A 23,877-nucleotide genomic window follows, 5' to 3' on the forward strand; every position below is an offset into this window, starting at 1 on the left:
TTCCTCCTACTACATACAAAGCGGATTATGAAACTTTGTATACAAATAAGATTTCGCTTTATCTTGTATTCTCATTGAAAACAATGCTTTTGTTTCAATTTGAGCTGCGAATATGGCTGCTTTTTGCTCTTCTGTTGCACCTACCATATGCTCTTTCACAATCGCAGCAACGATTCTCCATAATTCTTTTTCCTGTACGTCGTCTATCGCACGAGCTAACGTAAATAACACATCCCCAAAGTGATTTTGCAATACGGAATGAATAAACTTGTTATAAACTTCATTTCTATCATCCGTAAATACCACTGCTTCTTTCAGGTTCGCAATATTTACTACCTTCGCTAATGTCTTCTTATGAATGCGCACTCCTCCTAAGTCACGAACTAAAATACGCTGAATTTCTCCGTCCTTTGTAACAATAATAGAGTTTTGCATATGTCCTTCTAATGCAATTCCATATCGTAAAACAAGCTGGAGTAAAGGAATCATCACTTTCTCAGTATAATGAGCAACATAATGAAATACTTCTTTTTTACCAATCGTTTCTGTTTCAAAATATGTGCGCATGATATCTACAATAACCGGTTCATCTTCTTTTAACGGATTACTTGCGGTTAAACTAGCTCCAACCCATAGTAATTCTCCTTCTTGCTTATATACATGTGGACTTTCTCGTAAAATAAATGCGAGATTTCGTCCTAAATGAGCATCACCATTTTTCGTAAAAGTAGCCCCGACTCGTTCACGAACAACTACTACTGACTGCGATAACTCTTTCTCATTTGCGTAAATCGTATCAAACAGTGAAGAAAGAATCGGCCCGTTTACAGTTATTTCTGGTGATACCGTTCTAACCGCACTCGTAGCTTGCGCGCGTACCGGAAGCTTTACATGGTACGGCAATTCTAGTAGATTCATCGTTCGAAACGAAAGCGTTGCTCGGGACGAAAGTTGATACGGAATTGGAATGATACGTCCTTCCTCTAAATCCTCCTCATACTCTTTTGTTAGCACATGTTCATATTGCCATGGGTGAACAAGAAATGGATAATAATCCTCCATTTGTTTTCTTTGATTGACTAGTGTTTCATATGCTGTTTCATATAAATCTGGCATAACTTCATATAATAATGCTTTTTCAAAACGATCTCCTGTAACTGCTATTACATCTTTATGAACAAGTAATACATATAACGGAACAATTTGTTCAAATTCAGGTGCATAGCGCTTTACTTCTTCTTTCGATAAACCAAGTTTCGTTTTTGTTGAAGGGTGCAGTGGGTGTCCTTCAATTACTAATGACTCTGTATATAAGAATTCATCAAATAACGTACATCTTTTTAATTCTTCGAAGAATTGATATAGATTATTTGGCTTGTATTTCGCAAAAAACATCATGTTTGTTTCAAGCTGTTGTTTTACCCATTTTTGTTTTTTCTCCCATGCCTCATAAGCCAGTTCTAAATTCTCAACGCTATTCTGTAATTCTTTTTGCAGAGCATCTGAAACATGAAGCTGAAAGAATGGTGCTACCTCCTCAAAAAACATTTGTAATGAATCAATCCATCTCACATGTCCTCTTACTTTAAAACGAAGTGGGAAAGTAAATTCGTATCGTTCAAATGCCCCTTCTTGTTGCACTTCTAGTAATAATTCTGCCTCGTTCATACAATCTATAATTTCAATACCATGCTCATGCTTTAGCACAGCACAACCTTCTAATACATTTTTTTCACGAATTAACGCATTACAAAAACGATTTAAAATACGAGATTCTGCTTGTACTCGATTAAATTGTTTACTTTGAATGGACAACATTCTTCACCCTCCTGTTTTGTTTTTTCACTTTTATATATTGAAATGCATATGGAATCATACATAAAATACCCATCATCACAAATGTTTCAGAAATACCCACATATTCAATTGCATAACTGACTACAATCGAACCGAGCGGAATCATTCCTCGGTCCATTAATACAACACTAAGCATGAGACCTCGTTCTTCTTCACGAACATTGTTTTGAAAATAGACACGATTACTAGAGCGTAACAACTGTCCAAAAAGACCGATAGAAAATAATAGTATAAAAAACACCATTGTATTACCAAAAATCAGGAGCGCTATACTAATGGAAAACAAAAGTAAACTCATGTAATAAATCTTAATTTCTGAAATATACTCTAATATTCTCGGAAGAATAATCGTTGCTATAATTGCACCAATTGCTGCTGCAGACATCGCAATACCGAACACTTCCGCTTTTCCAGTAAATTGATGAGAAACAAGTACAGGTAATACAGACGTATACGAAAAGCCAAAAGCCATTGTAATCATTGATGTGATAAAAATATTTCTTCCCATAGTATCATGAGAAAAATATTGAACAATTTGTTCCCAGCTTGCTTTTTTCTTTTCTTTTCGTTTTTTCATCGTTCGATCTTTCATCGGTAATACGAGAACAAATGCAATAAGTGAACAAACTGCCTGCATCATAAATGTCAGCTCAATATGTCCTCCTGCAATCAAAAAACCAGCTACAGCTGGACCTGTCGAGCGGCAAACATTCATCACAAATGAGTTCATAGATATCAATTTACTAATTTGATGGTTCGTATCAATATCTGAAAGAATCGTATTTCGATTTGGTGTTTCTAATGCACTAATTATCCCTCTCACAAATGAGAAAAGAAGAAAAATAAAAAAAGAAGGAGTAATAAACACAACATAAATAGCAAGTACTGTTGTAACCACTAACCCCCAAAATGAATAGGACTTCATTAACTTAATACGTGGATACAAATCACAAAGCTTCCCTGCATATACACTAAACAATGCAATGGGAATCAGCCGTACAAAGTTGATCCATCCTAAATATGTGGCACTATGATACAGATCATAGACGTACCAATTGATTGCAGTCATTCCAAGCCAATTCCCCATAAATAAGAAAAATGAACTACTAAAAAATAGTTTGCGAATAAAAACCACCCCGAAATTTTTGGTTGCATTTTTACATGCGTCCCTTATAATTGATATTGATTATCATTCTCTCTATAAAATAATATAAAATATTCTTTCTTATCTGTAAAGATAGAAAAATTCGAGAAAGGTGGTTTCTATGCATCTCAATACAATTCAAACATTAGAATTAGAGGAACAAAACTTGCTTTCTTTTTTACAGCAGCATCACGCACCACTACATGAAACTTATCAACAAATGATTCAAAAAGGACGAGCTGGTATACTTGAACGATTACTCTCTTCCTTCATACGTGAAAATATATGTAACACGACAGAGAATGGGATTTTGCTTCGCAAACATAAAGGGGTGTTTGTTTTATTTTCAGAACAGCGCTGCCCAGACTATTTACTAGATTATATAAATACTCATTCTCATCAATTTGACGAGTCTTCAATGATACAAGGACTATATTTCAAGAAGCAAAATGCATACCTGCTTATACCTATTCGACACATATATGCTTTTGAGCGACCAGTTATACGTGGACCGTATATTCTTGTATCACCATCTAATGAAAAAGAAATTACGCGTCCGAATGAAGTATTGACATTGCTCATGCAAGAAGATTGGCAAGGACCTCCTTCCTACTTTCATATGTTTGAAGAGGATGTTTCAAATAGCGCTGCTAATTTAGCTCTTGCTTATACATTTCATGAGCAAACCGAGAATACTTCAACGCTACAAGCTGCTTCTCAGGCACGAGATTCCTATGCCTTTTTCGAACAGCTCGTTATTGAAGGGCATCCTTGTCATCCTGGGGCCAAAATGAGAAAGGGCTTAAGCCCGGAAGAAACATTGGCTTATTCAGCAGAGTTTAAAAATACCATTCCTCTCTGCTTTGTCGCTGTACACCAAAATTACATAAGCTCAGCTTTTATGGAAGAACAAAATTGGAATGCAGTATTATTCTCTTTTGAACCGGCACTTCAAGTAGAAGCCGAGCTGAAACTTGGTGATAAGATAAACGACTATATACTATTACCAATTCACCCTTGGCAAGCTACTCATACGTTACGTGAAATTTACAGTGCTGAACTTGAAAAACAAATGATTATTTTATTGGATTATACAGCAAAATATTTAGCGGGCATGTCATTTCGTACGATCTTTCCTGCCCAGTATGATACGATTAGACCACATTACAAACTAACAACAAATATTCATTTAACTGGGGAAGTACGAACATTATCAGAACAAACGATTCATAACGGACCAATTATGAGCAACATATTAAAACAAATTGTTACGCAAGATAAAATGATTGATAGAAATCGTTTTGTTCCAATTATGGAGCGAGCTGGTGCTCATTTTCTTCATCCAAATGACGTAGACGAAGAAATACAAACATTACGGAGTGAAAATCTTGCTTGCGTCATTCGCGATAATATTCATAATTATGTGAATCATGATGAATGGGCTATTGTTGGTTCTGCCCTTGTCGCTTCCGTACACGGTACAAATAAACCCGTCATAGCAGAACTAATTGAGTTATACAAGGAGAACCATGACCTATCATTACACGATGCAATTGTTCTATTCATAGAGAAATATGTAACAAATGCCCTTACCGGTTTTATTCCGCTCATGGTGAAATACGGCATTGGTTTAGAAGGTCACCTCCAAAACACAGTTCCTGTCTTTAAAAAAGATGGTACACCAGATCGACTACTCGTACGTGACTGGGAAGGTATTCGTGTTCATTGCGGCCGTTTACAAAATGCAGGATTTGATATAAACATGTTTCATCATAAATCAAGAATTCTAGTAGATGATGAAAAAAGTATGCGTAATAAAGTCTTTTATTCTGTCATGCAAAATCACTTTGGCGAGTTATTTTTGCACATCAGTCAGTTCTATGAACTAGATGAACATCTGCTATGGAATATTGTAAAACGAGTCTTACACAATATTTTTGTAGATTTACAAGAAGATTCTAACTACAAAGAGAGTGCAATATCTGACTTTGCTGCCTTTTTTGCAGATCAAGTAGATTATAAAGCTTTAACTCTTATGCGTATGATGGGAGAAGCTCATGCTTATTTTTATATAAAAGTTAAAAACCCATTATGTAACTGAAATGTATATACAAGTTGAAAAAACGACAAAAAAACCGCTTTCTTTTTAGGGGAGGACAAGAGCAACTGGCCGTGCATAGAAGCGGTCAGGTCCTTTTCCTGCCACATGCGAGGTTTAAAACAAAGGGAGGAAGCAAGTGCAGATCATACTTTATTCTGCATAACAGTAATTTATATGGATAAACAGTAAAATTAATTGTGAAGTGCCTTTAATTTGATTCATAAAGAAACAGATGAGTTCAGTTTCGAACTCATCTGTTTCTTTATGATTTTAATTTTCCATATACATACGGTTTCTATTTTTCTACTTTATTTACTTTTACAAGTGGAAATACTACGCAAATCCCCTTCATTATGTTGTGATTGTACATTTATCCCGCTATTTGTGGGCAGTAATACTCCCACCTCAAAATTCAGCGGAAGCATTGTCCAGTTCCAGTGGCTAGAATGTTCGGTGGATTCGCTTCTTCCTACGAGGTAAAAAACACCTCTACGTCAGAAGCTCCATCCCCCTCACATTCTGAACGAGCCACTTCCACATTTCTTTGTTGTCCAGCTCTAGCGGCTAGAATCTCCGGTCGTTTCGCCCCCTCGGACGAGGCAAAAAGCGCCTCTCCGCCCTGTGCGTGGGCATCCTGCGATTCTGAGCGAGCCGCTTCCGCCTTTCTTAAGAAGTTAGGCGGGAGATAAACTGCCCGTAAAAGCCCGATTGGTGAGGGCTGATAATCAGTGGGGGATGAGGAAAACCCCACTGATTAAAGTTTCACTTTATGCTTGTTGTTACTTTGGAATCATATTTGTATAAATCAATACGAATACCTTTGATAAACGAACAAAAAAAGAGCGTGTTTTGAAAAAAGTTTAATCATTTTTTATGTTTTTTGTTCAACTGAGGCACTCGTTAATTGAGCAGGGTCTTGCCATTCTATTGATCAACATTGTACTGATACCTTAACTAAGATCTATCGCTATAAAATAATGACTCTTAGTTATTTTTTTCAGAGAACTTATTTCGGACAAATCTCCAAAAATATAATTCATCTGTTTCTTTATACATTTCCGCCCCTGATTTTTCTAATACCCTGTGTGATGGAATATTATCTTTATCAGTATCAGCAATAACGTACATAACACCCGTCTGATTTAACAACCAGTTTTTCATAGTATTAATTGTTTCCGTCATATAGCCGTTTCCTTGATATTCAGGAAGAGTATAATAACCAATTACTACTTCACCATTTTCATTTGGAAGACCTTTTAACATGATTCCTCCAATATTGCAGTTTTTATCTTTCGACACAATCAACCAATTGGTATACCATATATAATTCTCCTCATCAATTAACAGCTTTGAAAGCCTTGTTTCCATAGCTTGTTTAAGCTCTAGGCTAAGAAATCTATTTGATTCACTTAAAGATAACCTTAGTTCCATTTTCTTTGGATTATCAATTAGTAATTTCAGATTTTCTGCACTCAGAGGAATTAGTCTTAATCTTTCAGTGTTTAATTCAATCATTATTACACTCCTATCATAATTTGTACGCCATTTTAAATAGGCAAAAAACAAATTTTAAAATAGGTATATGTTATTGGCAGCTACCTCCACTATATGTAATCTTAAATAAAGGAAGCATCACACTTTGCAATCCATTATTACAGATCACTTAAGTTTATCATTCCAAAAATATCCTGTAAACTCTTTCCACAACCCATCCCCTTCGTATCATGTTTATTACATTTAATTTACAAATCGTAATAATTACGATTTAATATTGAAATTCTCTTTTGCATCCATTACGATATAACAAGAATCAAAACGTAATGATTACGATTTAAAGGAGAGTCTTTCGATGAAAAAAGTTCCCGTTACAGTATTAAGTGGGTATTTAGGATCTGGAAAAACAACATTATTAAATCATATACTTACAAATCGAGATGGGCTAAAAGTCGCCGTCATTGTAAATGACATGAGCGAAATTAACATTGATGCTGCACTTGTCAAGCAAGGTGGATTTTCTAGAACTGAAGAAAAACTTGTTGAAATTCAAAATGGATGTATTTGCTGTACATTACGTGAAGATTTAATTATAGAAGTAAACCGTCTCGTTGAATCTGGAGATATTGATTATATCGTTATCGAATCTTCAGGTATTAGTGAGCCAATTCCAGTTGCCCAAACATTCACATATATGGACGAAGAATTAGCAATCAACTTATCAAATACATGTCGGTTAGATACGATGGTTACTGTCGTAGATGCGAACCGCTTTTGGGATGATTATGCTTCCGGTGAAAGTTTATTAGATCGCCAAGAAGCAATTGATGAGACAGATACACGCGAAGTAATTGATTTGCTCATCGATCAAATTGAATTTGCAAATGTAATTATTTTAAACAAAACTGATATGCTAGAACAAGATGATATTACAGAACTTCACAAACTATTACAAAAATTAAACTCAGAAGCTCATATTATTGAAGCAACTTATTCGCAAGTACCATTACAAACTATTTTAAATACAAATCTATTTGACTACGAAAAAGCAAGTCAAGCAGCTGGCTGGATAAAAGAATTAAATAGTGAACATACACCAGAGACAGACGAGTATAATATTTCATCATTTGTATACCGTCGAAAACGCCCGTTCCATCCTGAAAGATTGATGAGATGGCTTGAAAACTGGCCACTTGACGTTGTGAGAGCAAAAGGTTTCTTTTGGCTTGCTTCTCGTAATAATATGATCGGACTTCTCTCTCAGGCTGGTTCATCTATTATTATCCAAGGAGCTGGTGAGTGGATTGCAGCTACTTCAAAAGAAGAACGACAACAACTCATCGCAGAAGACCCTGACATTTTAAAGCGATGGGATGACACATACGGAGATCGAATTACAGAATTAGTCTTTATCGGTATTGACATGAATAAACAAGAAATAGAACAATCTTTAGATCAATGCTTATTAATGGAACTAGAAATGTGCCAACCTTGGGATCGACTACATGATCCTATCCCTTCCTTCACGACTGTTTCATAAACAAATTCCCCTTTCTCTGCATAACGCTGTGAAAGGGGAATTCATAAATAAAGCTTTCTTTATTTCTCGCTGGCGGCTAAACGTTTCCATCACTCAAAATTCTTCTAAAGAAGAGAATACTGAGTAAACCATATATTCATTTTAATTTTTCGACATATAAGTTTTTGCTATGCTAAATAAACCATGATGTGTACTCGTTTTCTTTTTTTTGTTTTAAATCTTGCACGTGGTAGAAAAAGGCCCTGACCGCTTCTATGCACAGCCAGACGCTCTCGTCCTCCCCTAAGTAGAAAGAGGGTTTTTATGTCGGTTTTTCAATTTGCATTTATATAGTATATACAGAGGTTTGCACTCCTCCATATTTTAGAAGATCCTCATATTCTTTTTCCAATTCATCTAATGTTAATTCGTACAACTGTTTATTTAATACTTTATATATCCCTACATCAATTAACTTCTCAATCAATTGTTTCTTCCTTTTTTCTACAGCGTAACGAAGCCCATAACTCATTCTTTCTCCAATCTCCTTTCGACAATATACTGCATGAACGTTTTGTGGCCACATTATACATATGTATGATGATAAATAAAAAAGATTCCTCCTTACAAACAGGATTTGTAAGAAAGATACCTACATCAACAAAAACTTTCTCAAATTCATCTTTTAGTTAATCTAGTATACTATTTATAAAGTTACTATTTATGTAACTTTGTAAATAGTATTTTCAAGTCTGACTATCAATTTCTTGTATTAAGAGAGGATGAAAAGAATGTGTGGTATTGCAGGTTGGGTTGATTGGTTGAAGGATATTTCAAATGAACGTCCGATTCTTGAAAAAATGGCAAATAGCATTGAACATCGAGGTCCTGATGCAGAAGGTTATTGGTTTTCTACACGTGCGGCCTTCGCTCATCGAAGATTAATTGTAATTGATCCACAAGGTGGTTCTCAACCAAAAACATATCAAGCTGGAGATTATACGTATGCAATTACGTATAATGGAGAAATTTATAACTTTCGTGAACTCCGAGAAATATTAAAACAACACGGCCATACATTTCACACTCATTCTGATACAGAAGTATTATTACATGCATATTTACAATGGCGCGAAGAATGTGTTCAACATCTAAATGGTATTTTTGCATTTGCAATTTGGGATGAACAAAAGCAGCAATTATTTATGGCACGCGATCATTTAGGAGTGAAACCACTATTCTATATACAGCAAGGCAGCAGTATTATTTTTGGTTCAGAACTAAAAGTTCTTCTCTCCCATCCTACTGTTCAAGCGGAAATAGATACAGATGGCCTAAATGAAATATTTGGGTTACATTTGTTTCGCACACCTGGATGTGGAGTATTTAAACATATACAAGAAGTACGTGCAGGTCATTATATAACTTGTACACGTAACAAAACAGAAGTAAAAAGATATTGGACATTGGAAAGCAAAATACACACAGAGGATCCAGATACAACAGCAGCACATATTCGTAGCATTCTACAAGATACAGTAAAACGACAATTAATCGCCGATGTTCCTCTCGTATGTATGTTGTCAGGCGGGTTAGATTCAAGCGGTATTACAGCATTAGCCGGCAAAGAGTTTCAAAAAGATAATAAAATTTTAAACACATATTCTATTGATTTTGTGAACAGTGCCCAAGACTTTGAACTTACGTTTTCTCGTACAGGATTAGACGCCCCGTGGGTAAAGCGGGTATCAGAATATGTCGGCACAAATCATCATGACATTATTGTAGATGCAAATAAACTAGTAAGTCATTTATTTGTACCTCTACGCGCGCGTGATTTACCAGGTGCTGGTGAAATGGAAACTTCACTTTATTTACTATTTCAGGAAATGAAAAAAGATGCCACAGTTGCACTATCTGGGGAATCGGCAGATGAAGTATTTGGGGGATATCCTTGGTTTCATCAGGAAGAATTCCTATCTATTCATACATTTCCTTGGCTCTATAACGGGAACAATGCATCAAACTTACTATTAGAGGACGTAAAACAACAATTAAACACAGATTCCTATATACAACAGCGATTTCAAGAAGCTGTTGCAGAAGTACCAAGTTTACCAGGCGAAGACTACAAATCTGCCAGACAGCGGCAAATGTTCTATTTATTTTTAACACGTTTCCTACCATTTCTACTTGATCGTAAAGATCGAATGAGTATGAATGTTGGCTTTGAAGTACGAGTACCGTTTTGTGATTACAGACTTGTCGAATATTTATGGAACGTACCATTCCATATAAAAAGCATTGATAACATTGAAAAAGGAATTTTACGAAGAGCATTTAAAGATATTTTACCTGATGATGTTCGAAATAGAAGAAAGAGTGCCTATCCCACTTCACAAGATCCAAATTATGTACAAATGATTCGTAACTTAACACTTGAAATGTTATCTGATCATAATGCACCTATCTTTAGTCTCGTTGATAAAACAAAATTACGAACCATTGCCGAAGGAAAGAGTTCTCATATTGATGAACTTCAAGTTAGAAGTATCATGGAATATATGCTTCAAGTAAATGAATGGCTAAAGATATACCATATTAAACTATAAAAAGAATACTAATCATTATATATAAATACAAATTGAAAAATCGATAGCAGCCCCCATCCTAAGATTGTAAAGAATCTAGGTGGGGGCTTATAATTCATAAAATCCATAGCCTCTCATCCTACTATTTAATAATGAAGAACTGAAACATTTAGCTTCAGTTATTCTTATAAGAATAACTTATACCCCTACTTCCACAGTCCAACCTATAATTGCAGCACTATTTGTTTCTTTCCAAACAGCCATCTTTTCCATTATAGATCCAACATTAAGCAACGACTGATATAAATGCTCCTCTTTAAACATTCGTTCGTTACATGCAGTGATTCCATCTGTTACTACTACAATATGATTTGCTCCTTTCTGTAATTCACGAACACCAGATGTAAAACAAGGAGTTGCTGCTGCAAAAACATTTCGTCTACCAATTCGCTCATAAAACTGTTGTTCATTTAAACGGCCCTGTTTACATTGTTGTAACTCTGGATGGAATAAATAAATGAAACACTCTCCTACTGACAACCAATACACGAGCTGGTCTTTCCGAAGACAAATGAGACAATCTGTTTTTCCTTGCATCTTCTCACTTTCTTCAATAAATGTTTCATCTGTAAAAAGCGATAATAAATACATATGCGTATGATGAAAAACTAAATGATTTGGATATGAAAACAGTTGTAGTAATTTCTCTTTTCTTTCACAAATTATATCTATAATAAACTTTGCTCTTTCAATTGCATGCTCTGTATCAAAAATCATCACAAATTCCCATGTTCCTTGTGGATCACACCATGCAAGCACAGCTTCTTCATTGGTATTCCCACCATATAATCCGATAGAAAGAGGACCTAACTCTTCAACGTGAATGTCATTTAAATATGCTTTTTCATTACCAATCCATTTAAAGGTATGTACAGCCTTCATCCCCATCCCTCGTTTCATTGTGATTTTAAGATAAGCTTATATTATCTACTAAAAAAAAGATACTTTTTCAATAAAAAATTTTACAAATCGAACTATATATATCTTTACAAACGATTATATCGTATTGTACGATATAAAAAAGGAGTTGTAATCATGTTAATAAATAAACATTGGGAAACAATTTATTTTTATCTTCGTCATGAATATGAAGAAAATTTAACTCACCAAACTATTCGTATTTTACAAATGATTTCTCGGAAAGAAGCACAAACCATTCGTACGATCGCAACAACACTACATCTCTCACATAACACAGCTTCTGAACATATTAAACGATTAATTCAAAAAGAGTTGGTAATCAAGGAGCGTAGTCAACAAGATGAACGAGTTGTAATTGTAAAGCTAACAGAAAAAGGACGGCAAGCATTAGCTACACACACACTGCTCGATGAGGCGAAACTAAAACAAATAGAAGAGAAATTATCTGAAGAAGAAAAAGAGCTAATTCAATCTGCATTCGAATTATTAGCAAAGGAGGCGTACGATGTCTTTTCTCATTAAAGTGATCGTCTCCGCCCTTATTATTGGCGGCGTTACAGAGATTGCCAAACACTATAGTACACTTGGCGGCTTCATTGCTGCACTTCCGTTAATTAGTTTGCTCAGTTTATTTTGGATTTCTGTTGAAGGAGGTTCTCGAGAAAAATTAAGTGATTTTGCACTTGGCGTGCTATATGGGTTTCCTGCTTCAGCCTTGCTATTATTCATTGTATATTTAGGGCTTCGCAACTCATTTTCACTTAGCACCTCTATTCTATTTGGTATAGGAGTATGGGGGATATTATTAGTTTGTCAGAGACTTTTTCAAACTTAAGGGGGCTTTATTTTGATTACACATGTTGAAATTTTGGATAAAAAAGTTGAAGTGCTAATTACAGGACAAGGTACACAAGCTGTTGTGATTCAAACCGGCATGTTTTGCTCCTTTTATAATTGGATTGAAGTTGCAAATGAACTTTCTCCATACTACAAAGTTGTTTTGTTTCATCGCCCTGGCTACGGGACAAGCGAATTAAATGAGAGAGAGCGTACAACTGAGCAAACTGCGTATGAATTACGAGAGTTGCTACGTGTTTTACACATTCAACAACCGATTATTTTAGTCGGCCATTCTTATGGCGGCTTATGCGTACAACATTTTACGATGCTCTATCCAGAACAAGTTACTGCACTTGTTCTCGTAGATTCAACATCTATGAATCTGCACCGCTTAGATGAACTCGACTTACCTACATTAGATGAGACAGATTCAGATGAAAAATGGATTGAAAAATGTTTATACTATGCCGATTTAAACACCGCTCAATTAAAACAGGAAGTATGTCCAAAACTAACAGCCGCCCAAACTACATTACCTGTTGAAATACAAAAACTATTGCTAGCTTTTCCAATCTCTCCAGCCCTTTATAAAGCCGTTTCCTCAGAAATTATACATTGGAAAGATTGTGCTCAAAAGATGAAGAGTATGCAACTATTCCCTAACGTACCATTAATAATCATTGGAAGAGATGCTCATCATTCTATCCAACAAGTAGTACAAGATGGTATTCCTTATGAAGAAGCAGCAGCCTTAGAAACCGTTTGGCAAGAACTTATTCATGAACAAACTACACTTTCAAAACAAAGCCAATTTGTTGTTGCTGCTAACTCGGGGCACTCCATTGAGATAGATCGACCTGATATTGTAATAGAAGCAATAAAAAATCTACATAACTTGTAAAAAGAAGAGGAAAGCAATATACCACTGCTTTCCTCTTCTTTTTATTCAAAGTCTTCTTCTAATTCTTCTTCCAACTCTTCTACATCATAAAACAAGTTCCCAGTACTTACATGAATAGGACCGTTTGCGACATCAACGCGTAACACCCATGCCCATGGCACAGATAATCTTTCATGCAATGCCCGCCAGAAAGCCATTGACTTTCTTTCATATTCCTCAAATTCTTTTAGCATTTCTTTGTAGGAGGCACCGTCTAATTGAATATTCGCTTCCATTAAACGTGAAAAAGCATAATGCTTTAGTTCTAGTTCTGCAGCAATTTCCATTTCCTCAGGTGTTGCCATGCCAATAATCGTTCCGTCAGGTGGTAAAATCTCATACACATTGTGAATTTCTACAACTTCTCCTGGCATGGATGAAAATCGATTGTTTTTCTCGAACATATGAACAGCCTCCTTTTATTAAAAACTTTTGTATTCCAGCCATTTATTTCTATAACTACTGCATCATCTCCTGCTCTTTTCGTCAATCTTCACACATTCTTTACAAATTCTTCTTTCCAAAGTCGATGCGCCCAAGCAAACTGATTGTCTACAAATGTCAGTTTATATATATCAGGCATATGTAATCCCTTCCAAAATGAAAAATCATATTTAGAATCGAAATAATTCATGATAAGAACCATAATGTTTCCATGTGTTCCTATAACAATATTTTTTCCTTTATATTTCTCCAAGATTTTCATTATACAAGAAATACCGCGCTCCTGAGCAATAACGTTCGATTCTCCACCTTCTATATGAAACGAAGGATTTTCCCATGCTTTTGTAATAGCTTGCTCAAAATCTTGTACAGGCTGCAAACTTAATAAACGCTCTCTTACATCTTCCTCTAATTCAATTGATAATTGAAAATGTTTGGCAACCCCTTCTACCGTTTGAATCGCTCTCTTATATGGACTAGCAATTACAACATCTATCGGTTCATTCTTCAATACTTCTGTCACTCTCTCTGCGACTTGCCAACCTTCCTCAGATAACGGTCTTTCCCTCTCATCAGGTGTATATGTAGAATGCGCGTGCCGTACAAAATAAATAGTAGTCATTCCCCTGTCCCCTTTACTTTATTTATGAATCTATTTTGATTTTCCAACATATAAGTTGCTTCTATGTATAGCTATATACAAGTTAAAAAACGACATAAAAACTCATTTTCTTTTTAGTGGAGCGAGAGCATCTGGCCGCGCATAGAAACGGTCAGTGCCTTTTGCTACCATATGCAAGGTTGAAAACAAAAAGAGAAAGCAAGTGCAGATGACGTTGTATTATGCATAACAGCGACTTAGATGTCGGAAAATTCAAACATATATACATATAGATGTTCTCACTCCCTTAGAAAGAGGGTTCATATATCACTCTTGATCTGTATTTAATAATATCATACTTTACTTAGCAAAAAGCATGATGTTTCATTGAAACACCATGCTTTTTGTTGTTTACATAATAAAATTATGAATTTTTAAAATTGCTACGGATAATAGATTTTGTAAAAATTATTTCCCGTGATGTAACATGAAATCACTTACTTCTTCTTCAATATGGTCTAACTTTGCATTCCCTTCTTTCCATTTATGAATATAACGTGTTACGCCTATAATGAAAGAAACAAAAAGAGAAGAAAGAATAACTCCATATACAGCACTAACCGTACTCATTACGACACTTCCTTGTAATTGGATTATGATACTAGTATACTCTTTTTTTTCTCTCAATGTAGGAAGTTCATATTTTTGTAACAATGACTGTTCATTTTTACTACATAGATACTCCCTCCTGCATATCCTTCCATTGCTTCGTTCCTAAGAACACAACAACAAACAGTCCAAACGCAGATATGAAAATAACAGTGGATGCTGGTATATAGTCTAAAAGTAGACCATACAAAAGTGTTCCAAGCGGGACAATTGCTGTTGACATCGTTTCAATTAATCCGAATACACGTCCTAAATATTCTGGTGCTGTTGTTTTTTGAACGAATACTTGTAACGGAACATTAATCATAATGAGATTCACCCCAAAAAGGGTCATAAGGGTAATGTAATATATAAAAATCATTGTTTTAGTTAACGGAAGAAACATCGGTAATGCAATGCAAAGCAATAATCCCGCTAGCATGAAAAGGTTCCTGCGAATCGTCTGAAACTTATTTGTTGCCTCTGCTCGAACAGATAAAAGAATAGAAGCAATTAGCATCCCAACCGCAAGCATTGCTTCAATGACTCCAAATTGCTGAGAAGAAAGTGATAATTTTTGAACAATAATATACGGAAGTGAGACCGAAACTGCACAAAAAAAGAAATTGAGCCAAAGTGAAAGTTTCAACATCGAGAAGATATCACTTTGCTCTTTCACATATATAAAACCTTCTTTTATACTCGTTAAAAAATGATCCTTCTCTTCTTTTTTGTTTGCTTTATACAAGTCAAAGACCATAAATACTTCTATCATTGCCGCAAGAGCAAATGTAATACCATTCAGTAAAAAAAAGAATTTCATAGAAAATAAGCCGTATACAAGACCACCAATAACCGGTCCTAAAATAGTTGCAAGTGATGTAGCTGTTTGGTTTAATGAATTTGCTTTTTGAATACGTGTTGTATCAACTAGAGATGGAATTGAAGATGTTAAAGCGATAGAGAAAAAACTTGCACATATCGATAACAATGCTGCGGATACATAGATGAAGATTAATGAAAGTCCAAATGAAGTGGAAAGTAAAAACATGGTAAACATAATAAAAGCACTCAATACATCTGCTCCAACAGCGAGCCTCTTCCGGTTCATTCGGTCTGCTGCTGCGCCGGCAATTGGTCCGCAAATCATACGCGGAACGGAACCACAAACAAGTGTAATTGCAAATCCCATACCAGATCCTGTCGTTTTTAAAACGTATAGTCCCATTGCAAACGTATAAACATTTGCCCCAAGCATTGATGATAATTTTCCAATCATCATCAAAACAATATTTCGCTTTGCAATTTTCAATCGTGTATCATCTTGATTTTCTAATACACCCTCCATATAATCACTCTCCCTTTAAAAGTTAAATTGTGTTAAACTTATTATATAATCAATTTTCTGAATTCAGCAACAAAAAGTTTAATTATATTTAACTTTTTTATAAAAGGAGGCGTTCTATGACTACTCTCGGAGAAAAAATACGGACATTACGAAAAGAAAAAAAACTTACCCAATCTGAACTTGCTGGGACAGAACTAACAAAAAGCATGCTCAGTCAAATTGAAAATGGGAAAGCGACTCCTTCTATGAAAACGTTGCATTATCTAGCTGACAAACTCGGCTGCGATGCAAGTTTTTTATTAGAAGAAGAAGCGAATGAACTTGCTGCTCTTGTACAAAAGATGGAACAACATATACAAGATATGCGTTTTAAAGATGTACACGAAATCCTCCATCCTATTGTGCATGGTGCATTGCCTTCTACATTAAACGCTGCACGTTTATATAAACAATATGCAAAAGTAACAACTTATATGGGAAACTACGATGTACATGCGTATACCGAAAAAGCAATCATCATTTTTGAGAAATACGCTTTATATCGGGAAAATACAGAAACAAAACTGATATCCTACTACTCATTATTTCGACAAAAACAGTATAATGAGTGCTTACAATTGATTCATTCTATTCGTGACGAATATAAAGAAAAGCATTTAGAGATGGATTTAATCATGCAAATTGAGCTTTTTTGGTATGAAGCTATTCTTTTATTAGCACTTGGGAATTATGAAGGATGTAAAGATATCCTTTTACAAACACTTCATTTTTCTAAAAAAAATCAAGTGTACTATAAAATGGATGAGTTTTACCGTCTTTTATCTTATCAAGCTATATTTGTTAAAGATACAGAAGGATATTTACACAATTTAGAGAAAGCAAAGCAATTTGCCATCTTTACAGAAAATACTTTGTCATTAACCACTCTTCATCTATTACAAGCTTATTTTCATAATACGATCACGAATCAATATGAAGTAGCGCTTTCTCATATTGAAACATATGGAAAAGAGCTGATAACAAAGCTAGAATCCGAAAAAAACGGCTTTTATTATCTTGAAAAAGGAAAAGCATTATATGGTTCAGGGCGTTATCACGAAGCATTACATGAATTGGACCAAGTGACAATCCCTACTTATACGCATCATCCAATAGACCAAGCATTACTAACCACAGCAGGCTCTTTTCGTGCATTATGCTATATGCATCTAGAAGATAAAGAACAAGCACTGTATGAAGCAAAACAAGCACACAATGCTATGCAAGATTACCATGCTCCAATGTTCTCTTCTTTCACTGAAGAAACATTACGAATGATACAAAAACTTTAAACTCTCTATCAATTGGTATATTATTCCTTGTTTTAAGGAAAAATAATAGTACAAGAAAACTTCCATCTTGATGATTTACCAATCGGATATAGAGAGGAGTTTGAAAATGAACATTCAAAGAGCAAAAGAAATTTCAGAGTCAATGGAACAAACAAATGTAACATTTCAAGGAATGCCTGTTATGATTCAACATGTCGATGAAACAAATGAAACTGCACGCATATACGAGGCAACAAACCCAAATCGTGAACTCACTGTACCAATAAACAGCTTAGAGGAAATATAAGAACTCCCACTTCATTTTATTTTGAAGTGGGAGTTCTTTTATGTTCAACACTTGCAGGCAATTCCCCCCTTAAGAAACTGTCTTATTGCCAATGTAAACACAAAAAACCCCCTTTCTTTTTAGGAGGCAGAGCTAGACAAATATATCGGAAAATTAAAATGGATTTATATATACTTCTCTTTCTTGTTTAATATTACATTCATTACGGTAAATGAAATTAATATATGGTTCCAAATAAAATGACACACTATTCAGATTTCATGATAAACTAAAAAGAAAAAATTTATAGTAAGGGGGAAACACAATGAACAAAGCTCCATACTATGCTGTCATTTTCACTTCTCGACTATCATCTGAAACTGACGATTACGAAATCGTAGCAGATGAAATGGTAAAGCTAGCAACACAACAACCCGGATTTATCGATGTTGAAAGCGTCCGTAATGAAGCTGGATTTGGTATTACTATTTCATACTGGGAATCGCTTGAAGCAATCAAGCAGTGGAAAGAACACGCCTCCCATATCATAGCCAGAAAAAGAGGAAGAGAACAATGGTATGAACAATTTCATACAAGAATTTGTCTCGTTGAAAAAGAGTATCAAGCCACAAAGGAGAAAAAATCTTAATGGAACAGAAAACAGCAATTCTACTCCTACACGAAATATATGGAATCAACCAACATATGAAGCATGTTATTCAGACATTTTCATCCTCGACTATAGACGTGGTTTGTCCAAATTTATTACAGCGCTCCTCTCCTTTTCATTACGATCAAGAAACAGAAGCATACTTATATTTTATGAAGAACATTGGATTTGAACAGGGGAAACAACAAATTGACAGTGTGCTCGCTGAACTTCGAAATAACTATGCTTCTGTTGGAGTTCTCGGATTTAGCGTTGGCGCAACGATTGCTTGGTTATGTAGTGAAGATTCTAGAATTGATTTTGTTATCGGATGCTATGGTTCACGTATTCGTGATTACACAAATATTGTACCGAAATGCCGGGCGCTTTTATTATTCCCAGCAAATGAGACTAGTTTTTCAGTTCCTGCTGTAATTGAAGGTTTACAAAATAAAGACTATCCCCTTCTATATATAAAACAACTTAACGGTAAACATGGATTTCTTGATCCATTTTCTTCAGCGTACAACGAGGAAGCTGCGAACGAAGGATATGAAATGATACGTTCTTTTCTTCAAAACTGAACAGAAAAGTAACATCTACCTTTATTTCATTCCGTTTCTATTATCATTATCCATCACGCGAAGTGATAGTGATATGGTCATTTTGTAACGAAAAATGAGATTCCGAATCCTCTATATACGTACTATCTTACTTGTGACAATCATATGGCAAAACGCCTTCAACAGAAAGAACAACCATATATTTAAAAACACCTCTCTCTTTCTAGTAAACGAGAAAGTAGGCAGTACAAAATGATGTTTTTGTCATTACAAGTGAAAATACATGTGATACAATCACGGAGAACAATAGAGAAACATAATGGGGGTAGGAATGGAAACGTTATTAGTTCAGCAAAATGAAACATCGAATAAGTTTTGGAAAATCATAGTAAAAGAAAAAGAATATGTTGTATTTTACGGCAAGATTGGAACAGCTGGTAGTGTAAAAGCGAAAGAATTTAACTTAGAGGAAGCATGTCAAAAAGAAGCCAATAAACTGATCGCTTCGAAACGAAAAAAAGGATATGTGGATCCTACTGACGGGGAAAGTTACATAAAAGAAAAAACAATAACTGAAGAACAGTTTTGGGAGCTCCTGGACCTTGCTAGAACAAAAGGGGAGGATCAAGAGGAGCAATTGGAGTGGTTAACCTCTCATTTGTCTAAACGAACTGTGCATGAAATTGTGGCGTTTGACACGCATTTGCATCAGAATATAAAATCCTCCTACACATCACATTTATGGGCAGCTGCCTATATCATTATGGGCGGATGTTCAGATGATTGCTTTGATTATTTCCGCGGATGGCTTTTATTTCAAGGAAAAGAAACATATGAAGCATGTATTCAAAATCCAGAACGCTTATTACCTGTATTAGAATCATTGGGAGAAAATGATTTCCCACAAATAGAAGAACTCACATTATATTATGGACAAACAGTGTATGAAGAAAGAACAGGAATTGACGACGATACATACTTTGCTTTATACCATGTATTGTCAGATGAAACATTTGAAGATGAGGATATAGAATTTGATTGGGATGAAGATGACGAAGAAAGATTAAAAGCAATGTTTCCAGATTTATGGGAAGCTTATGGTGATAATCCGTTGGAGTGGTAATACTTTATAAGTATATAGGGATATACAAACTACGTGCTATCCACCATAAAAAACCGCTAAACCAAAACCTCGATGCAATTGAATTTGGACTTAGCGGTTTTTTATCCCCACGTTTTTTGAAATTCATATATCTTCCAATTATAGTTCATAAATGTGTAGTATTCTTGAATTACAACATATTCTTTCATATCCGTTTTCACAACATAAGTATGATCACCTTTATATATAACACTCTGAACGTTTTTACCTTCAAATTCTTCTTCTAGTTCTTGTTCATGCAAAATCCCTTCTGCATGAACATGTTTCAAAACATTGTAAGGTGAAAAAATAGAGATTCCAAACATAATCAAAATTGTTACGATACCAGTAATACTAATTATTTTCAAGTTCTTCATTTTTCCCATTCAACATACCATACTTTTTATCTATCCTTATCGTTCTCCGTACGTTCTTCCCTATCTTCCTGCTCTTTATGAAACTCCACACGCGATTGTGCGCTAATGGAATCAAATGGTGTGTAGTAAATTTGAGGTGTCACTTTTTGAACAAGCATTTTATATACGGTAAATCCTATAACAAAACAGAGAAATAGCATAAACATAACAACTCCGCTTGCTAGAATAAGCATGGCACCCTCCTTCAAAAAATATACACAAAAGTATTCATGTGTGGTCATTCATAGGATATACAACCCTCTAAATCTCCACTTTAGTACACTTTTTCTTGCATTCACTCTTTTTAAGTGTTTCTCTTTTGTTTGGATATTAATTTGTAACTTATCTGGGTACATTGCAGTAATATAGCCAACATGAGTTACCTTTTTTGTGTCAGTGTATTGTACAATATCTCTATGTTTAAACCCATAAGTTTCAGAATGTATTGCTTTCGTTTTCTTTCTGATTGGTTTAATGACCCAGTCTTTTATGTTTATATCATTAATCTCTAATCCACAAATAACTAAAGCGTCATTAGAATGTGACTTTTCAATACCCCAATCTATTCTCCTATTTGCAGTATCTCCACCACTTGTTAAAAGCAAAGCACCATACTGAGATAAGTGTTGTTGTAGCCAGTTTTTACCTTGCATAACGTGTTGAGCAAAGTCTAGCCGTAAACTCTTTCCGTTAATCATTTTTTGATACTTATCAACAAACTTTTCTTCTTTACCTTCTGTTTTTTGGTGACATTTACTACATAGTGTAATCAGGTTATCTAATGTATTAGAGCCTCTTAGCCGTCTAGGGACAATATGATGTACTTCTAACATACAGTTTGATTTTCTGCATTCCATACATTCATATTTGTCTCGTATAATTACAGCCTTTCTCATGTTTTCATCTAGCCGATTGGATTTTTGATATTGCCAGTTGTATAACTTCTTGTCATCAGTTAATGCTCGTATGTCTATCGCAACATCTTCTAGGTGAATACTTGCAATGTCTATCCATTTTGAAATCTTATTTACAAACCTAATAATCGTTTGTCTCTTTTGGAGTATACTAGGTGCGATTCTTCCTTCTTTTCTACTACTTGCACGATTATCAAATCTTACTTGACGATACCGTTTGTGATTTCTTTTGTATCGTCTATGTCCTCTTCTTTGCTCCATTAGCTTTGATACATCTTTTCGATGTTCAATAGTAGCTTTAAAGATTGGCTTGTTTTTTGTTTTACATTCTTGTACTAACCCAACCCCAACGTGTAAACTACCATCGTCTATCCCCAACCTAATTTTATAATCTACATCTTCCACTGACTTATGAAGTTGAATTACCATTGGGTATTTTGTTACAAGTTTTGCTCTTTTCTTCCTAATTAAGTACCATCCATTGTTGACACTTGTAGGAGCTAATTTTCCTCCTTCTACATCCAATACAAAACAATATTCTTTGTTTTTATTTTTAGTCATCTCTGACCAGCCATCCTTTTGGAGAATTTCGCTTTTTGCCAATGACAGATGAGAGTTCATGTGTTTCGGTGTTTGACTACAGGGCAGTAGTAGTCGGTCATCCTTCCACACTCTTAGAGCAACAGACTAAAGCGTGTATCCGAGGGTAAGTCTTCAACTTACTCATCAATCGTAGTTCATCATGCAATTTAACTTTCGTCAAAACGCACTCACTTAGGCTTGAAACCGAATCAATAGTAAGTATACGAACATATTTGCCCACGTTTGTATACTTTTGTATATGAAAATGACTACTATTGATTTAGTCCCTTAGTAATCGTTATACTACAAAGTTCGATATAATATGAAATACTCCTCTTTCTAAAAACCGAACCTTCTATTAAAGGGAAGGTTCTCTATTAAACTGAAAAAAATAAACGCAACAAAAACACCACAATGACTCCTGTTAATACAGCCCCAAGCAAACTCCGTGTGAAAATCGCAACAAGGAACGTCGGAATAGCTGCTACTAAATAATCTACTTTCACCGTGTCATGCATAAATAACGTTTCTGCTAACAATGCTGCTAATATTGCAATTGGAATATGATTAAGCCACTTCAATCCCCATTCTGGAATTTCTACTTTACTTAATACAAGCAGTGGTATAACCCTCGGAAGCAATGTGACAATTGCACATCCGAGCACAACAAGTAACAAATCCCATCTTACTTCCATTTTTCAATCACCATCCCAATTGTCGCTGCTGCAAGTGTGGCAATAATAACAGCTACACTATTTGATACAAAGAAATGAGCACCATATGCAATGATCATTGATGCAATTGCAACGCAAAGATGAACAAATAGCTCCGGACGACTGCTCACAAGTTGTAAAACAAACAAGCCGATGAACATCGCTGGAATTGCATAATCCATCCCATATGTATGCGGATCTGGTATCCAATCTCCCAAAATACCACCAATAATATTTGCTGCTACCCAATTTATATAACCTGTCATATTTAAACCGAGCATCCATTTTTCACTTACATATTGTTTTCCTGTTACATGCTGGGCTGCAACACCAAATGTTTCATCTGTAAGTTGCGAACCGATCACTATGTTTTTCCAAACCGACACTTTTTTTAAATAGGGAGCTAATGCTGCGATCATTAAAAAATGCCTTAAATTCACAAAAAAAACTGTAAAAATAATAGTAGAAGCTGGTGCACCTGCTACAAACATTCCAGCCATAATGAACTGTGCTGAACCTGCATAAATAAGTAATGAAATCAGCGCAATTTCTGTTAATGAAAATCCTGCTGTTTTTTCAATAACACCTGATGCTACCCCGATACTTAAATAACCAAGAACTGTCGGCAAACAGTCTTTTACACCTTGCATAAACGTGTCATCTTGCGACTGCAACACTGTTGCTCGCTCCACTTCAACTCCTCCTTTACCCTTATATAAGGTGAACGAAAGCTTAATCATACGCCCAATTCCTTCATTTCTATGCATGAGCGTACCCCTTCTGTCATGCCTCACC

25 protein-coding genes are annotated in these 23,877 nt (G+C 35.2%); 11 read left to right on the plus strand and 14 right to left on the minus strand.

Annotated elements, in window-relative coordinates; all coding sequences use genetic code 11:
* Positions 1-9: 9 nt before the first annotated feature.
* Positions 10-1,818 (minus strand): IucA/IucC family protein, encoded by a 1,809-nt coding sequence (locus MR076_RS21810; protein ID WP_242224086.1) that lies wholly within the window; start codon positions 1,816-1,818, stop codon positions 10-12.
* A complete protein-coding gene (locus MR076_RS21815) occupies positions 1,799-2,992 on the minus strand; it encodes an MFS transporter (protein WP_313897359.1) in 1,194 nt (397 codons plus the stop codon). Before MR076_RS21815 ends, MR076_RS21810 begins: the two co-directional genes overlap by 20 nt.
* A 130-nt stretch (positions 2,993-3,122) precedes the next feature.
* Here MR076_RS21815 and MR076_RS21820 point away from each other — a divergent pair, with 130 nt between their 5' ends.
* Positions 3,123-5,102 carry an IucA/IucC family protein gene (locus MR076_RS21820; RefSeq protein ID WP_242224090.1) on the plus strand — a complete coding sequence of 660 codons (1,980 nt, stop codon included), beginning with the start codon at positions 3,123-3,125 and terminating at the stop codon, positions 5,100-5,102.
* A 984-nt stretch (positions 5,103-6,086) separates the two neighbouring features.
* On the opposite strand, the gene MR076_RS21825 is transcribed toward MR076_RS21820, so the two are convergent.
* Positions 6,087-6,617: a GNAT family N-acetyltransferase gene (locus tag MR076_RS21825; protein WP_242224092.1), complete on the minus strand. Its 531-nt coding sequence runs from the start codon at positions 6,615-6,617 to the stop codon at positions 6,087-6,089.
* A gap of 334 nt (positions 6,618-6,951) precedes the next feature.
* Here MR076_RS21825 and MR076_RS21830 point away from each other — a divergent pair, with 334 nt between their 5' ends.
* On the plus strand, positions 6,952-8,136 hold the full coding sequence (locus MR076_RS21830; RefSeq protein ID WP_242224094.1) for a GTP-binding protein: 1,185 nt from the start codon (positions 6,952-6,954) through the stop codon (positions 8,134-8,136).
* Between the two features lie 325 nt (positions 8,137-8,461).
* Here the strand turns inward: MR076_RS21830 and MR076_RS21835 are convergent, their stop codons facing one another.
* Positions 8,462-8,647 carry a Fur-regulated basic protein FbpA gene (locus MR076_RS21835; protein ID WP_242224096.1) on the minus strand — a complete coding sequence of 62 codons (186 nt, stop codon included), beginning with the start codon at positions 8,645-8,647 and terminating at the stop codon, positions 8,462-8,464.
* A 259-nt stretch (positions 8,648-8,906) separates the two neighbouring features.
* Between MR076_RS21835 and asnB the strand changes: the two genes are divergently transcribed.
* Positions 8,907-10,727 carry an asparagine synthase (glutamine-hydrolyzing) gene (gene asnB, locus MR076_RS21840; RefSeq protein WP_242224098.1) on the plus strand — a complete coding sequence of 607 codons (1,821 nt, stop codon included), beginning with the start codon at positions 8,907-8,909 and terminating at the stop codon, positions 10,725-10,727.
* A 177-nt stretch (positions 10,728-10,904) separates the two neighbouring features.
* On the opposite strand, the gene MR076_RS21845 is transcribed toward asnB, so the two are convergent.
* Positions 10,905-11,648, minus strand: a complete 744-nt coding sequence (locus tag MR076_RS21845; protein WP_242224100.1) for a protein phosphatase 2C domain-containing protein — start codon at positions 11,646-11,648, stop codon at positions 10,905-10,907.
* Between the two features lie 153 nt (positions 11,649-11,801).
* Here MR076_RS21845 and MR076_RS21850 point away from each other — a divergent pair, with 153 nt between their 5' ends.
* The 3 genes from MR076_RS21850 to MR076_RS21860 are packed head-to-tail and all read left to right on the plus strand — an operon-like array spanning position 11,802 to position 13,428.
* On the plus strand, positions 11,802-12,209 hold the full coding sequence (locus MR076_RS21850) for a transcriptional regulator, SarA/Rot family (RefSeq protein WP_277928576.1): 408 nt from the start codon (positions 11,802-11,804) through the stop codon (positions 12,207-12,209).
* Positions 12,193-12,522 (plus strand): DUF3147 family protein, encoded by a 330-nt coding sequence (locus MR076_RS21855; RefSeq protein WP_242224102.1) that lies wholly within the window; start codon positions 12,193-12,195, stop codon positions 12,520-12,522. Before MR076_RS21850 ends, MR076_RS21855 begins: the two co-directional genes overlap by 17 nt.
* Positions 12,523-12,534: 12 nt before the next feature.
* Positions 12,535-13,428 (plus strand): alpha/beta hydrolase, encoded by an 894-nt coding sequence (locus MR076_RS21860; protein WP_242224104.1) that lies wholly within the window; start codon positions 12,535-12,537, stop codon positions 13,426-13,428.
* 41 nt (positions 13,429-13,469) lie between these two features.
* On the opposite strand, the gene MR076_RS21865 is transcribed toward MR076_RS21860, so the two are convergent.
* The 4 genes from MR076_RS21865 to MR076_RS21880 form a co-directional block, all read right to left on the minus strand.
* The gene (locus MR076_RS21865; protein ID WP_242224105.1) at positions 13,470-13,871 is read right to left on the minus strand and encodes a hypothetical protein; all 402 of its coding nucleotides are present in this window, start codon (positions 13,869-13,871) and stop codon (positions 13,470-13,472) included.
* Positions 13,872-13,960: 89 nt separating this feature from the next.
* On the minus strand, positions 13,961-14,533 hold the full coding sequence (locus MR076_RS21870; protein WP_242224106.1) for a histidine phosphatase family protein: 573 nt from the start codon (positions 14,531-14,533) through the stop codon (positions 13,961-13,963).
* A 447-nt stretch (positions 14,534-14,980) separates the two neighbouring features.
* A complete protein-coding gene (locus MR076_RS21875; RefSeq protein WP_090912294.1) occupies positions 14,981-15,142 on the minus strand; it encodes a peptidase in 162 nt (53 codons plus the stop codon).
* Positions 15,143-15,242: 100 nt separating this feature from the next.
* Positions 15,243-16,508, minus strand: a complete 1,266-nt coding sequence (locus tag MR076_RS21880; protein WP_242224108.1) for an MFS transporter — start codon at positions 16,506-16,508, stop codon at positions 15,243-15,245.
* A gap of 116 nt (positions 16,509-16,624) precedes the next feature.
* Between MR076_RS21880 and MR076_RS21885 the strand changes: the two genes are divergently transcribed.
* The 5 genes from MR076_RS21885 (at position 16,625) to MR076_RS21905 (ending at position 20,439) form a co-directional block, all read left to right on the plus strand.
* Complete coding sequence (locus tag MR076_RS21885) at positions 16,625-17,839, plus strand: helix-turn-helix domain-containing protein (protein ID WP_242224109.1); 1,215 nt, start codon at positions 16,625-16,627, stop codon at positions 17,837-17,839.
* Positions 17,840-17,945: 106 nt separating this feature from the next.
* Positions 17,946-18,125: an H-type small acid-soluble spore protein gene (locus MR076_RS21890; protein ID WP_242224110.1), complete on the plus strand. Its 180-nt coding sequence runs from the start codon at positions 17,946-17,948 to the stop codon at positions 18,123-18,125.
* 304 nt (positions 18,126-18,429) lie between these two features.
* Positions 18,430-18,753 (plus strand): antibiotic biosynthesis monooxygenase family protein, encoded by a 324-nt coding sequence (locus MR076_RS21895; protein WP_242224112.1) that lies wholly within the window; start codon positions 18,430-18,432, stop codon positions 18,751-18,753.
* Entirely contained in the window at positions 18,753-19,337 is a 585-nt protein-coding gene (locus tag MR076_RS21900; protein ID WP_242224114.1) for a dienelactone hydrolase family protein, read from the plus strand. Before MR076_RS21895 ends, MR076_RS21900 begins: the two co-directional genes overlap by 1 nt.
* A 310-nt stretch (positions 19,338-19,647) precedes the next feature.
* On the plus strand, positions 19,648-20,439 hold the full coding sequence (locus MR076_RS21905) for a DUF4240 domain-containing protein (RefSeq protein WP_242224116.1): 792 nt from the start codon (positions 19,648-19,650) through the stop codon (positions 20,437-20,439).
* Positions 20,440-20,540: 101 nt separating this feature from the next.
* On the opposite strand, the gene MR076_RS21910 is transcribed toward MR076_RS21905, so the two are convergent.
* The 5 genes from MR076_RS21910 to MR076_RS21930 form a co-directional block, all read right to left on the minus strand.
* A complete protein-coding gene (locus MR076_RS21910) occupies positions 20,541-20,825 on the minus strand; it encodes a hypothetical protein (protein ID WP_242224117.1) in 285 nt (94 codons plus the stop codon).
* Between the two features lie 35 nt (positions 20,826-20,860).
* Positions 20,861-21,067 (minus strand): DUF3951 domain-containing protein, encoded by a 207-nt coding sequence (locus MR076_RS21915; RefSeq protein ID WP_242224120.1) that lies wholly within the window; start codon positions 21,065-21,067, stop codon positions 20,861-20,863.
* 48 nt (positions 21,068-21,115) lie between these two features.
* Positions 21,116-22,348 carry an RNA-guided endonuclease IscB gene (gene iscB, locus MR076_RS21920; protein ID WP_242224122.1) on the minus strand — a complete coding sequence of 411 codons (1,233 nt, stop codon included), beginning with the start codon at positions 22,346-22,348 and terminating at the stop codon, positions 21,116-21,118.
* A gap of 398 nt (positions 22,349-22,746) precedes the next feature.
* A complete protein-coding gene (locus MR076_RS21925; RefSeq protein WP_242224124.1) occupies positions 22,747-23,064 on the minus strand; it encodes an AzlD domain-containing protein in 318 nt (105 codons plus the stop codon).
* Positions 23,055-23,732, minus strand: coding sequence for an AzlC family ABC transporter permease (locus MR076_RS21930; RefSeq protein ID WP_242224161.1), 678 nt, complete (start codon positions 23,730-23,732; stop codon positions 23,055-23,057). Before MR076_RS21930 ends, MR076_RS21925 begins: the two co-directional genes overlap by 10 nt.
* Positions 23,733-23,877: the final 145 nt, after the last annotated feature.

This window comes from Bacillus cereus group sp. BfR-BA-01380, assembly GCF_022663535.1.
Taxonomy (GTDB): domain Bacteria; phylum Bacillota; class Bacilli; order Bacillales; family Bacillaceae_G; genus Bacillus_A; species Bacillus_A cereus_BB.

Bases quoted from the DNA above. Each gene is read 5' to 3' on its own strand.
- asnB (WP_242224098.1), top strand. From the start codon at position 8,907: ATGTGTGGTATTGCAGGTTGGGTTGATTGGTTGAAGGATATTTCAAAT.
- MR076_RS21915 (WP_242224120.1), bottom strand. From the start codon at position 21,067: ATGCTTATTCTAGCAAGCGGAGTTGTTATGTTTATGCTATTTCTCTGT.
- MR076_RS21845 (WP_242224100.1), bottom strand. From the start codon at position 11,648: ATGAAGGCTGTACATACCTTTAAATGGATTGGTAATGAAAAAGCATAT.
- MR076_RS21810 (WP_242224086.1), bottom strand. From the start codon at position 1,818: ATGTTGTCCATTCAAAGTAAACAATTTAATCGAGTACAAGCAGAATCT.
- MR076_RS21895 (WP_242224112.1), top strand. From the start codon at position 18,430: ATGAACAAAGCTCCATACTATGCTGTCATTTTCACTTCTCGACTATCA.
- MR076_RS21830 (WP_242224094.1), top strand. From the start codon at position 6,952: ATGAAAAAAGTTCCCGTTACAGTATTAAGTGGGTATTTAGGATCTGGA.
- MR076_RS21890 (WP_242224110.1), top strand. From the start codon at position 17,946: ATGAACATTCAAAGAGCAAAAGAAATTTCAGAGTCAATGGAACAAACA.
- MR076_RS21930 (WP_242224161.1), bottom strand. From the start codon at position 23,732: ATGCAAGGTGTAAAAGACTGTTTGCCGACAGTTCTTGGTTATTTAAGT.
- MR076_RS21850 (WP_277928576.1), top strand. From the start codon at position 11,802: ATGTTAATAAATAAACATTGGGAAACAATTTATTTTTATCTTCGTCAT.
- MR076_RS21925 (WP_242224124.1), bottom strand. From the start codon at position 23,064: ATGGAAGTAAGATGGGATTTGTTACTTGTTGTGCTCGGATGTGCAATT.
- MR076_RS21900 (WP_242224114.1), top strand. From the start codon at position 18,753: ATGGAACAGAAAACAGCAATTCTACTCCTACACGAAATATATGGAATC.
- MR076_RS21825 (WP_242224092.1), bottom strand. From the start codon at position 6,617: ATGATTGAATTAAACACTGAAAGATTAAGACTAATTCCTCTGAGTGCA.
- MR076_RS21865 (WP_242224105.1), bottom strand. From the start codon at position 13,871: ATGTTCGAGAAAAACAATCGATTTTCATCCATGCCAGGAGAAGTTGTA.
- iscB (WP_242224122.1), bottom strand. From the start codon at position 22,348: ATGACTAAAAATAAAAACAAAGAATATTGTTTTGTATTGGATGTAGAA.
- MR076_RS21820 (WP_242224090.1), top strand. From the start codon at position 3,123: ATGCATCTCAATACAATTCAAACATTAGAATTAGAGGAACAAAACTTG.
- MR076_RS21855 (WP_242224102.1), top strand. From the start codon at position 12,193: ATGTCTTTTCTCATTAAAGTGATCGTCTCCGCCCTTATTATTGGCGGC.
- MR076_RS21870 (WP_242224106.1), bottom strand. From the start codon at position 14,533: ATGACTACTATTTATTTTGTACGGCACGCGCATTCTACATATACACCT.
- MR076_RS21880 (WP_242224108.1), bottom strand. From the start codon at position 16,508: ATGGAGGGTGTATTAGAAAATCAAGATGATACACGATTGAAAATTGCA.
- MR076_RS21875 (WP_090912294.1), bottom strand. From the start codon at position 15,142: ATGAGTACGGTTAGTGCTGTATATGGAGTTATTCTTTCTTCTCTTTTT.
- MR076_RS21835 (WP_242224096.1), bottom strand. From the start codon at position 8,647: ATGAGTTATGGGCTTCGTTACGCTGTAGAAAAAAGGAAGAAACAATTG.
- MR076_RS21905 (WP_242224116.1), top strand. From the start codon at position 19,648: ATGGAAACGTTATTAGTTCAGCAAAATGAAACATCGAATAAGTTTTGG.
- MR076_RS21885 (WP_242224109.1), top strand. From the start codon at position 16,625: ATGACTACTCTCGGAGAAAAAATACGGACATTACGAAAAGAAAAAAAA.